The sequence below is a fragment of the Streptomyces sp. NPDC029044 genome, assembly GCF_040637495.1.
Classification (GTDB): domain Bacteria; phylum Actinomycetota; class Actinomycetes; order Streptomycetales; family Streptomycetaceae; genus Streptomyces.
Genome location: NZ_JBEZWN010000004.1, coordinates 210489 through 221760, shown reverse-complemented (window position 1 = coordinate 221760; position 11272 = coordinate 210489). Strand labels below are relative to the sequence as shown.

Annotated in this window: 7 protein-coding genes; 1 reads left to right on the top strand and 6 read right to left on the bottom strand. The window is 70.0% G+C overall.

All coding sequences use genetic code 11. From position 1 onward, the window contains the following. Nucleotides 1-56: 56 nt before the first annotated feature. The 3 genes from AB0E85_RS05905 to AB0E85_RS05895 are packed head-to-tail and all read right to left on the bottom strand — an operon-like array spanning nucleotide 57 to nucleotide 6111. On the bottom strand, nucleotides 57-1133 hold the full coding sequence (locus AB0E85_RS05905; RefSeq protein ID WP_361922905.1) for an AAA family ATPase: 1077 nt from the start codon (nucleotides 1131-1133) through the stop codon (nucleotides 57-59). Then, nucleotides 1130-2983, bottom strand: a complete 1854-nt coding sequence (locus tag AB0E85_RS05900; RefSeq protein ID WP_361922903.1) for a DUF1998 domain-containing protein — start codon at nucleotides 2981-2983, stop codon at nucleotides 1130-1132. The genes AB0E85_RS05905 and AB0E85_RS05900 overlap by 4 nt, the downstream gene beginning before the upstream one ends. Further along, complete coding sequence (locus tag AB0E85_RS05895) at nucleotides 2980-6111, bottom strand: helicase-related protein (protein WP_361922900.1); 3132 nt, start codon at nucleotides 6109-6111, stop codon at nucleotides 2980-2982. Before AB0E85_RS05895 ends, AB0E85_RS05900 begins: the two co-directional genes overlap by 4 nt. Before the next feature lie 218 nt (nucleotides 6112-6329). Here AB0E85_RS05895 and AB0E85_RS05890 point away from each other — a divergent pair, with 218 nt between their 5' ends. Beyond that, nucleotides 6330-7862 (top strand): sigma-70 family RNA polymerase sigma factor, encoded by a 1533-nt coding sequence (locus tag AB0E85_RS05890; RefSeq protein ID WP_361922897.1) that lies wholly within the window; start codon nucleotides 6330-6332, stop codon nucleotides 7860-7862. Here the strand turns inward: AB0E85_RS05890 and AB0E85_RS05885 are convergent. The 3 genes from AB0E85_RS05885 to AB0E85_RS05875 are packed head-to-tail and all read right to left on the bottom strand — an operon-like array spanning nucleotide 7844 to nucleotide 11222. Further along, the gene (locus AB0E85_RS05885; protein WP_361922894.1) at nucleotides 7844-8803 is read right to left on the bottom strand and encodes a hypothetical protein; all 960 of its coding nucleotides are present in this window, start codon (nucleotides 8801-8803) and stop codon (nucleotides 7844-7846) included. The genes AB0E85_RS05890 and AB0E85_RS05885 overlap by 19 nt on opposite strands. A 31-nt stretch (nucleotides 8804-8834) precedes the next feature. Beyond that, complete coding sequence (locus AB0E85_RS05880) at nucleotides 8835-9953, bottom strand: DUF3696 domain-containing protein (protein WP_361922891.1); 1119 nt, start codon at nucleotides 9951-9953, stop codon at nucleotides 8835-8837. Nucleotides 9954-9971: 18 nt separating this feature from the next. After that, entirely contained in the window at nucleotides 9972-11222 is a 1251-nt protein-coding gene (locus AB0E85_RS05875) for a DUF262 domain-containing protein (protein ID WP_361922888.1), read from the bottom strand. Nucleotides 11223-11272: the final 50 nt, after the last annotated feature.

Genomic DNA, 11272 nt, shown 5'->3' with positions numbered 1-11272 from the left:
TGGCTCCTTGTCCTGAACGACGGCTGATACGAAGTCTCCTACATGGCTACGCCATCTCACCCGGCGCGAACCAGCAGGTCGGCCGGGATGCCCGCGACCGGCGGGGGCTCCCGGTCCCCCTCGTACCCGAGGTGGACCTCTTCCCGTGCGCGGGTGAGGAGTACGTAGTACGTCATCCGCAGCGCGGCCGCTCCCGGGTCGCCGCTGTCGGTGTGGACATCGGGCACGAAGACGCTGTCGAACTCCAGGCCCTTGGCGCTGGCCCGGGTGATGACACGGATTCCGGGTCGCCCGAGGTCGAGCGTGCGGTGCCGGCCCTCGGCGGCGGCGCCGACGTACACCTGGGAGCGCAGCCGGGGTGCGGCGCGCTCCAGGTGTTCGTGCAGGGTGAGTTGCTGTCGTGTCGTGCGCAGGATGACACCGATGGAGCGCTGTGGATGCCGTTCCGCGTGTGCGACGAGCTGGGCCACCAAGGCGCGCTGGTCGGCGTACCGCCACAACCGGGGAACCGGGCCGGTGCGGGACGGCGGGGGCGGCGGGGTGGCTCCGGTGTGGAAGCGGGCGGCGAGGGCCGCGACGGGCCGGGTCGTGCGGTGGCCGGTCGTGAGCTCGTGGCGGGCGCAGTCCCGCAACGCCGTGCTGATTTCGTCGAGGGTGGACTGGGTGTCGGTGATGCGCTGGCACTCGTCGGCGAAGACGGTGACGGGAACACCGAGCAGATGGCATAGCCGGTAGAAGGGGCGGGGCAGGTCCTGACCCTCGTCCACGACGAGGGCGAACGGCTCGGCCGGTTCCTCTGCCGCGGCGAGGGCGAACAGTTCGGACCAGTCGAACCAGTCCTCGGCCGCCTGCGGGGCTCCTTCGCCGTTGCGGGCCCGGTGCCAGGCCTGGATCCACGCGTGCACGGTGGAGATGTCGACGTCCCCGTGGGCCGCCAGTGTCTGGCGCAGCAGGTTGGACCGGGTGAGCAGATGGACCCGTACGCCGGTGAGGGCGAGCAGGCCGGCGCGCTGGGCGGCGAGCACGCTCTTGCCGGAACCCGGCGGCCCGGTGACGAGATGGTGCCCGTCGAACGGCAGGTCACGCAGCAGGTCCTGCTGTTGCTCACTGAGGTCCAGGTACGTCAGCGTCACCGGTCGTCGTCCTCGATCTCCCGGACTGCGAGCTCCCGGGCCGCCGTGATGACGTCCTCGAAGTAGCCGGGCACGCCCGCCCCGCCGACGAGCAGCACCCGGTCGAGCAGCGCGTTGCCGGTCTCGCAGCTGGTCTCGGGCAGCAGACAACAGGCGTGGCAGGCCGCGCGGTTGAGGTTCGCGTATCCCTGCCCTGTGTGCTCCGCGCACAGCGGGTCGGCAGAGCACCAGGCGGCGGCCTCGGTCAGCCGCAGCAGGGTCTCGGCGAGCCGTGGCGGCTCGCCCTGGCGGACGAGGCCGCCAAGGGTGCCCTCGGCGTCCCCGGCGGCGGTGTAGATGAGAACGCCCGCCTGTGTGCCGCCGCCGGACCGGGCGTACACGCGCTCGCGCAGGGAGGCGGTGGAGTACCCGGACTCGAAGGAGAGCTGCCGGACCAGCAAGTGGGCGAGGGTGTGCAACAGGACGAACCGGGGCAACAGTTTGGGACCGGTGAGGGCTTCGAGCCGGTCCTTCTGGAAGGCCCGGTCGAGGTCGTCCCGCATCCCGCGCACCCGGTCGCGTACGTCGCGGTCCCGCTCCCACTCGGCCAGTCGGCGCTCGTCCAGGGCGAGGAAGACTCCTTCGCCGAACACTTCGACGGCGGGCAGCCACCGGGCCCGCCGACCGGTGTCGACCGGAACGAATCTGGCGGTCGGGGTGACCCGGCTGAAGCCCTGGAGGGCACGCACCTCGCGGAGCCGGTCGGCCACGACCACGCGCGCGACCTTGTCCCGCAGGTCGACCCATGGCGCCTCGGTCTCGTCCTCCAGCCCGAGCCCGGCATCCCGGATGACGAAGTCCCGGGTGGGTTCCGGCGCGGGAGCGATGAAGGCGGCCCACTCGTCGCTGCTCAGGTCCGGGTACACCACCTGGTGGGGGCTTTCGCCGGGCCCGTCGGCCGGGGCACCGGTCTCCTCCGCAAGCAGGGCGTCGAGAAGGGCGTCGTCGGCTCCGGTGTCCTCCGTGATCATCGACCGGATGACCGAGGCGCGCGGGCCGTCGGGCGTCCTGCACAGGGCGAGCCACATTTCATGCCGGCCCACTTCTTCGGCGAGTTCGCCGTCCGTGGCGGACTGTTCGCTCTCCGGGATGTCGAGGGCCGAGTGGACGACGGGGTAGTAGAGGTTTCCGGCGGTGCGCTGGACGATCTGTACGGGCCCGGGGCAGTCCTTGGCCGCTTCGCTCCGCCGCTGCCACGGGTTACGGCCGGTGCACCGCATCCGCTTGGCCCCGAGGACGTCGAGCAGATCCCGGGACGCGGCACGGCAGCCGTCGGCCGTGCACGCCACCGACAGGGCTTCCAGACCGGTCGCCCGTTCCTCGAAACGGAACCGCAAGTGGTCCCGGTCGGGGCAGGACTCCCGCTGTTCCGGGGTGAGTTCGGAGTGCGCCCAGTACCACCAGTCGACGTCACCGAGATGGCCGGACGGGCAGATCTGGACGAACCGCATCGGGGTGAGCTGCCGCTGTGGCGAGCAGTTGCGGCAGCGTGGCGGCTGTCCCGGCCGCTCGTCGGCCACCCTCCAGTGGGTCATCCGTCGGCACGCCGGACAGAACAGCCAGGCGGGGAAGCGGATGTACGGCGGTCCGGCGGCGTCCGGGATGTCCCAGGCGTCGTGCGGAGCGGGCGGCGCCGCCCGGAATCCGCTGACGCCGAGACGCGCGGCGAGCCGGGGCGAGGAGACGGGCTGATGGGCTCGGGGCCAGTCGCCGATGCCCGCGGCGACGAAGGACTCGCCCTGGACATCGAGGACGGCTCCGGTACCGAAGGGCACCACGGTCTGTGCCTGGCGCACCCGGCGGCGGCTCATGCGTCGGCTCCCTTCACGACGACCTGGCATTCCCGGTCGACGTTGCGCATGGAATGCGGGGTCTCCCACAGGCCCCCGCCGCGGTCGAAGTCGCGCAGCAGGTTGTGCTGGCCCTTGCCCTGGGTGCGGTAGTGCAGGCGCTTGCCGTCGCTCTGCGCCTCCCGCGCCGCCTCCTGCCAGTCCTGGAACAGCCGGAAGAGGTCGTCGCGGACCCCGGGCGCCGCCTCCGGGTCGCTGCGCCAGACCCACTCCACCAGCCGTTCCGCCTGGGTACTCACGTCGGCGACCCGGTCGAGGACGTCACCGGCCGCGTCCTCGGCACTGAGCCCGAGGCCGTGCCGGACGAGCACCACGAGGGCCGCGTGCAGGGCACGTCTGCGGGAGGGCACGGACCAGGGCGTGACGGTGGTCGGCTCGACGTGCCGGTACAGGGCGGCGTGGTACGTGCCGAAGGTCTCGTAGTGCGAACGGTCGCGCGGCTTGGTGGCGTTGAGGAAGGTCACGACGAGTCCGGGCACGCCGTGCCGCCCCACCCGGCTGGTGGCCTGGATGTACTCGGCCGTGGCCTTGGGCTGGCCGAGCATCAGCATCAGGGCCAGGCGCTTCACGTCCACGCCCACGGACAGCATGTTGGTGCAGGGCAGCAGGGAAATCGCCGCCGGGTCGTCCCAGGGCTTCTCCAGCCGGTCGAGCACAAGGGGCTGTTCGCTGCGGTCCAGGCTGCTGGTGAGCTCCTGCACCTGCCCCTCGGTGAGCACCCGCCGCTCGGCGACCGGGCCGATACCGCCGAGCTGCGCGGGGATGTCGTCGGCCGCGGCGGTGACGGTGCGGCCCAGCTCGCGGAGGCTGTGGTGGTAGGCGACGAGGGTCCAGTAGTCGTCGCGGTGCTCCTCGGGCAGCTGCAACGGCCCCTGGAGGAGGGTGGCGGCGGTGGCGACGGTGGCGCGACCGGCCGTGTGTCCCTGTGCCATGACCCCGACGTACAGGCGGCCGGGCCGTTCGGTGTCGGGCTCGGCGAAGTAGGACGAGCGCGCGTCCAGGCCGGCGGGCGGGAAGAGCTGTACGGGCCGTCCGTACAGTCTGCGGACCTGTTCGCCGGAGCGGCGGATGGTCGCCGTGGAGGCGACGATCTTCGGACCCTGCTGAGCGGGTGAGCACAGTTGCAGGATGGCCGCCTCGTACAGGCCGACAGTGGTGCCGAGGGGGCCGGTGAGCAGGTGCAGCTCGTCCTGGATGACGAGATCGGGCGGCAGGACGCCGCCGCGCCCGAACAGCCGTCCGGCATCCCGTTCCCAGGCGAGCCGGGCGAACTTGTCGACCGTACCGAGGACGAACGTCGGGGGCCTGTCGTAGAGGTGGGCGTCGACGACGGCGACGGGGAGCTCGCCGTGGAAGGCGCAGTCGTCGCGGGGGCAGAAGAAGCGGAAGGAGGAGGCGCGCGCGTCGATGCCGTAGTCGGCCCGGTCCGGGGACTTGCGTTCGGGCACGATGCGGGTGCCGCACCAGGGGCAGCGGTCGAGGATGAAGCGGTCGTCCGGGGTGGCGGCGGCACGCACCTCGTCGAAGGCTTCCACGGCCGACTGGTACGAGTTCGGGGTCGTCGCCTCGCCGACCCACAGGCCGATGGAGAACGGCTCGCGCCCGAGCGCCACCGGATCGGCCCGCCTGAGGCGTTCCAGGGCGCACACGGTGGTCGCGGCGCGCTGGAACTGCTGTGTGGTCAGCAGCGACAGCGTGTACCGGCTCAGTACGGCGGTCCCGCCGCCGGAGGTGCCGCGCGGCCGGAGCCTGCGCAGGACCATCACGAAGGCGGCGAGCAGCAGATAAGCCTCCGTCTTGCCACCACCGGTCGGGAACCAGATCAGGTCGACCGTCTCCCGGTCGGTATGGGACGGGTCGGCCGCGCCTTCCACCGCCATGAGGAAGAAGGCGAGCTGGAAGGGCCGCCAGGAGGCTCCCGGGTCAGGAGCCGGGTCCAGTTGTACGGCGGCACCGCGGGCGTGCCGCTGTCCGGCCTGGTCGGGTTCGCTGTGCCGCATCTGGAGTCCCATGGCGGCGTTCGCGGCACGGAAGGCCCGTCGCAGGTCCTCGTTCTCGTCGGCGCACAGGGCCTGTACACCGGCTTCCATGCGCCGTACGGCGGTGGTGATCCGCTCCAGGATGCGCCGGGCGGCGGGCCGGACCGAGGAGGGTACGTCCGTGGTCCACTGGTTGTCGCACCACTCGCGGTAGCCGCCGACGAACTCGGCGAGTTCCTGCCGCAGTTGTGCGACGGGAAGGGTTTCGTCGGCGAGCCGCTCCAGCAGCAGTACAGGCGTCCTCGGCCCCGCCGCCCGCACTGCGGGCACCTCGGTCTGCGGCATCACCTCGGCGTGGACACGAGTCACCCGCCCGTCGCCCGTGCGTTCCTCCCGCACGGCGCAGCCGTGGCCGACCGCGTAGGTCTCGACGTGCCGGTACTGGAGGCGAAGTTCCTGCTCCTCCTCGTCGCGGCTGGCGAGCCGGACACCGGGGTAGGGAAGAACCTCCCCGTCCACGGGCTCGACGCCGAGCCCCACCTGGAACAGCATGCTGTCCCACTGCCGCTCACGCTCGGCGGCGCCGAGGGACCGGCGGGGTGCGCGGGCGGTGTTGACGAGGGCCACCGTCACCAGTCGTCCGTGGCCGAACGTCCGCCAGGTCACCCGGATCTCGCCACGTCCGTCGAAGACGAGGGCGCTCGGCTCCCCCGGTTTGAAGGAGTGCGCCTCGACGGGCAGCGGGATGCGCTGCCAGCGGCGTCGGCCGTGCTCGTCCCGCTCGGTGAGGTAGCGGGCGCCCTCGACCGTGACACGGAGTTCGGCGGCCGTGGTGAACAGGGACAGCCCGAAGGAAGAGGGAAGCCAGGAGTTCGCTTCGGGCACGGGGTCGTCCCGCTGGGCGGTGTCCTCTCGCTGCTCCTCCGCGCCCGGTGCGTCGAGCACCTCGGCGGAGAGCGTCAACTGTCGGTGCAGGTCGGCATCCTGGGGATACAGGGTGCCCATGAGGTACAACCGGTCGGGCGGGGAGGTCACCGTCTCGTGCTCGCCCCGGGCCGGCCCGACGAGCTGAGTGCGTACGAACGCGATGAGTTCTTCTCTGGGTCCCATGGCCCCCGCGTCCCCCATGCTGCCCCCTGATGACCGAACGTACCGGTCCGCAAGATCGTATCCGGCATATGCGGACCGGCGTCCAGCAGATTGGGAAATCGCTCACATCCAGCCACATGAGATGAACGCAGTGTTCCCGCAACCCGGGATCGATTGTCAGTGGCCTGTGCCACAGTCTCCTCATGACGGCGGACGCACCGGGCACCCGGGGGAACAGGGTGCGTGAACTGCGCGGCGCGATGACGGCATTGTTGGCCGACCTGCATGGCCGTGCATGTGGCGGCAGGGTGACGGCAGATGATTTCAGAGCCGTGACGGCGCCCCTGGGGCTGGATTCAGAGGGCCTGAAAAGGCTGGAAGTGGCTCTGGCACAGCAGGGATTGGTCGTGGAGCGGGCCGCCGCTCCCACCCGGGAAAGCGTGCGTGTCGTCCGGGTCCTGGGGCTCGCGCGCAAGTACGTCGCCGCGGGCATGGTTCCGGCGCCCGCGTTCGCCGGGCTGGTGTCGCTGTGCGGACTGGACAGCACGGAACAGGAATCGCTGACGGCGGCTCTGCACGGGGAGGGGGTGGTGATCGGTGCCATCCCGGCTCCCCGGCGAGCGGAGCCCGAGGAGGCTCCGGAGGAAGCCGGGACCGTCGCAGAGCCTGAGGCAGACGAACTCGGCGACAAGGGGGAGGTCCTCACGGACCTGGACTCCGCGATGGCCGCCGCGCGGGCCCGTATGAACGAGGACCGGTTCCGGCGCACCGCGTGGAAGACGTTGCTGACCGCCGAGGAGGAGGTCGGACTGAGTGTCCTCCTCAAGGGCGGGCCCGAGCGCATCGACCACAAACCGGAGGAGGCCGAGCTTGCGGCCCTCCCCGTCACCGACATTCGCCGCCGGGCCTACGAGACGCTGGTCATGCACAACCTCCGGTTGGTGCACAAGCTGGCCCAGCGGCTGGGGGGCCAGGGGCTCGACCACGAGGATCTGGTGCAGCACGGCGTGACCGGGGTGATGCACGCGGCCTGCCTGTTCGACCCGACCAAGGGATTCAAGTTCTCCACCTACGCGACCTGGTGGGCCCGGCAGGCACTGGAGCGGGCGCTGGGCAACGAGAGCCGGCTGATCCGTATCCCGATTCACCTGCACGAAAAGGTGCGCAAGGTCGCGATGGTCGAGGCACGGCTGGCAGCTCATGGACAGTCCCTCTCGGCGGGCGCGGTAGCCGTGGCTGCGAACCTCACCGTGGCCGAGGTCGACGCGGTACGCCGGATCAGCCGGCCGACGGACTCCCTGGACCGCGAGATCGGTGACGGGACGCATCTGGGCGAACTGGTGGCGACGCTGCATCTGGCCCCCACACCGGAGGAGGTGCTGTATCCCAAGTACTCACGGGCGCATGTGGAAGAGTTGCTGGCTCGCGCCGGCCTGACGGAGCGCGAGGCGGACGTCATGCGGCGGCGCAGCGGACTGGTGGGCGGGGAGCGGCAGACCCTGGACGACATCGGCCAGGAGCACGGCGTCACTCGGGAGCGCATCCGCCAGTTGGAAACCCGGGCACGGGACCGGTTGAAGACGGTGCTGGCGGGCGGAATACCAGAGCCTCGGGGCAGACGGGGGCGTAAGCGGGCCTCGCGGGCATGCGAGGAAGCGCCTCCCGCTCCCACTCCCCCGCCGTCACCGGCACCGCTCCCGGAGACCGCCCCAGCTGCCGTGACCCAAGCCAACCGTCCGAAGGTGCCGGAGGGTCAGGAGACGCTGTTCTGAGGAGCCGGCCTTCCGGCTGGGATCTTGTCGCCGATGTGCGCGATCCGCAGCTTGCCCTTCTCCTGTCTGATCAGGCGGAAGTGAATCCGCCCGGCTCCCGGGGTGAACCGGGCGTGCAGGTCGAAGGTGCGGGTCTCCCCGTCCAGGTCCTTGAACTGGCACGCCCGCTTGCGGTTCTCGCCCTCGGGCGTCACCTTGGCCGGCCACTCCGGTTCGGGCCTGTTCTTCGTGTCCCACGCGGCGGTCGCGGTGTTGAGCTGCTCGAGGCGTTGCCGTACGGGCACGATCCAGTGGGGATTCAAGTCGCTGAGCTGGGCTTCGACCGCGGGCAGGAACTCCAGGTGCGGGTAGAGATCGGCACGGCGCTCCCAGATCTGGCGGCCGCTGTCGGCTCTCGCCAGACGGGTCTTTCGGATCCAGTCGAGATGGTCGTCGACATGGGTCTTCACGGAGATGTTCCGGACTTCGACCGAGCCCTGCTCGAACTCCAGCGTTCCGTCGTCGAGTTCGACGAGTTCACTTCGTTCGAGGTCGATCAGGGCGGGAGTCCACTCGGGTGCCACCGCGAGGCTCACGGCGATGCCTTTCATGAAGTGCGCGGCCCCCAGCCCCAGGACCTTCTCACCCAGATGGCGGTACTCGAGATGGCCGTCGGCGTCGGGCGTCGGGAAAACGCTCTTGACCGGGGACCTGTTCTGCAGAGCCCGCAGGCGCCGCCACCGATCGCGGTTCTTCGGATCGTCGAGGAACCAGTCACCGATCGTGTATCCCTGGGCGATCTCCAGCGACTCCCTGGCGACCTCGCTCACCAGAGCCGTATCGTCCGGATCTTCTTTGACGACGGCACGAACAGCGTCGATGAAGTCGGCCATGGCCTCGCCCGCACGCCGGCGGTCGCAGGTCGTCGCCCACGACCGCTCATTCAGGAACAGCAGCGGCACGCTCTTCCTCCCCCTCTGTGTCGATGCCCCGTCAGTCCAGCAGCTGGTCGAGCGAGTTCTCCCACTCGTCGAAGAACCCCTGGGGCCACTGGGCGAGCATGCCGTCCTTGTCGATACCGGGTGTGATGACCTCGGCTCCCGAGCCGTTGCCGCGGAAGAAGTGGATGGCCGTGTCCTCTGGCCGTAGCGCCTCTTGCTTGACCGCGATCCGCACGCCGTTCAGAACATGGTCGCTGTGGGTCTCGACGACCAGTTGGGCGCCGGCAGCGGTGGCGGCGGAGATGAGGGCCGCCATCCTGGTCTGCCCCTTGGGGTGCAGATGAGCCTCGGGATTCTCCAGGAGGATCAAGCTGCCGGGGGTCGCGGTGAGGCAGGCGACCACGATGGGCAGGGCGTAGGTCAGGCCGAACCCGACGTTGGTGGGACGGCGGCGGCGGGTAGCGTTGATGCCGGCGGTGCCGCCGAAGCCGTAGGAGAGGCGGACGTAGTCGGTGCCCTCGATGGCGTCAGCTTGAAGGTTGACGCCGGGGCAGAGTTCCTGCATCCAGGCGACGGTCTGGTCGCGGAGCTGAGGTGAGGAGGCGTCGGGGTGGCGCAGGGGACCGTCGGGAACCTCCCTCTCGCCGTAGTGGCGGAGGAAGTTGACAGTGTGTTCGCCGCGTACGCCGAGGAAACCTCGGTCGATGGCAACCTGGCGGGAGCGCGGATAGGTGACGGCCGGGGTGATGCGGTCGGCGTGCAGGTACTGGAAAGGGCCGCGGAGGAACGGCCAGGATCCCGCCCCCGTCAGCAGCTCCATCACGTCCTCGTCGGGCTCCTCCGGGTCATAGCGGCCGACGAACCGGACCGGCGCCTCATGTGCTTCGACCACGAAACCGACCACGGGGGCAAAGGCACCGCTGCCCGTGAGTTCCTCCGCAGGGCCGAAGTCGTCGTGCAGAACGTCCCGCGCACTGCCCAGCTCCACCAGCTCACCGTTGAGGAGCAGTCCCCGTCCAGCGTTGTTGCTGGACTGAAGCAACAACGCGAGGGCCTGCAGAACGCTGCTTTTTCCGGACGAGTTCAGGCCGGTGAGCAGGGTCAGCGGGCCCAGCGGGAGTTCCAGGCGGCGGAACGCCTTGAAGTTGACCAGGGTGAGACGGGTGATCACTGTCGGCTGTCTCCAGGTTCAGGAGAGGAGGTCTTCGAAAAGTTCCTGTACGGCGTCGAATCGCTTCCGTACCTTCTTGGGGTCACCGGTGGCCACGGAGATGGACCGCTCGAACTCCGAGTCCTCCATGAGGTCCGCGAACGCCTCCAGCACGTCCAGCTGTACCAGCTTGGCGTGGTCATAGGAGTCGAGCCAGGCCAGGTTCACCGCGACGGTCTCGAACAGGGCCTTGTTGATCGGCGACTTGCGCTGCTGCCCTGTCCGGTACTTACGGAAGGCGTGTTGCCCGAAGATGCGCTCGGCCGCTGACATCGCGGTACGGAACTCCACCCGCAGGCGCTCTTCTTCCTCAGCGGGGAGGCGGTTGATGCGGTGCATGGCGTCCGCCAGAAAGGCGTCGAAGTCGCCGAGCCGGTAGTCGTCCGGCGAGGTCAGACGGAAGGCCAGGAAGCGCAGAGCCATCTCACGGTCGGCCATCCGGTCGCCGACCACGCTGCCGCCGGTGGCGTAGCGGAACTCGTCGGACTCAGCCAGCTCGGCGAGGAAGCTCCTGGCGCGGCCCGGGATCAGCGCGTGCCGGATCTCCTGCCGGGCCAAAGGCTCACCGCCGGTGTTAATGCGTGCGAAGACATTGAACATGACGGGCTCGGGCGTGCCGCGCCGGATGACATGGACGACGACCTCGGTCTCCCTCAGTCGGATCTGGAGCTTGCCGGAGAGATCGCCGAAGCCCGCCCCCGCGAAGTTACGGAGATACTCCAGTCCCTTCAGTTTCAACGGCGGAGCACCCACCGTCGTGGCGTCCATGAAGCGCGCGATCGAGGTCAGGCGCTGGATACCGTCCACGATGGTCCAGCTGCCGTCCTTCTGCTCGGCGGCGTAGAAGGACGGGATGGGGATGCGCAGGAGCAGCGACTCGATCAGGCGGCTCTGCTTCTCGTCCGTCCAGATGCCGGCCCGGCGCTGGAAGTCGGGGGCGAGGTCGATCATCTCGCTGCGGAGCCGGGAGAGCAGCAGGTCGACCGTGGACGTGCGGGTCTCGATGTCGATGCGTTCGGGGTCGAAGGGCGAGGTGATCTGGTCGACGCCCTCGTCGGTGTCCTCCCGCTCGACGTCGGTGGGCTGGCCGTCGGAGGTGGTCTCCCTGGCCGTGAGCATGAGGTCATCCAGGGTGGGGAAGCCGTCCTCTCCCGCCGCCTCCTGGTACCGCTCGTACACCGACCGCCGGTCCCGTGTACGCCCCTGGCTGCTGTCCTCCAGCCCGGCCATGTCGTCTCGTCGCCCTCGCCCTCGTGTGGTGCCCGGTCATCGCTCGGTCC

Coding starts and splice junctions, on each gene's coding strand:
- AB0E85_RS05900 (WP_361922903.1), bottom strand. CDS start 2,983: ATGAGCCGCCGCCGGGTGCGCCAGGCACAGACCGTGGTGCCCTTCGGT.
- AB0E85_RS05895 (WP_361922900.1), bottom strand. CDS start 6,111: ATGGGACCCAGAGAAGAACTCATCGCGTTCGTACGCACTCAGCTCGTC.
- AB0E85_RS05875 (WP_361922888.1), bottom strand. CDS start 11,222: ATGGCCGGGCTGGAGGACAGCAGCCAGGGGCGTACACGGGACCGGCGG.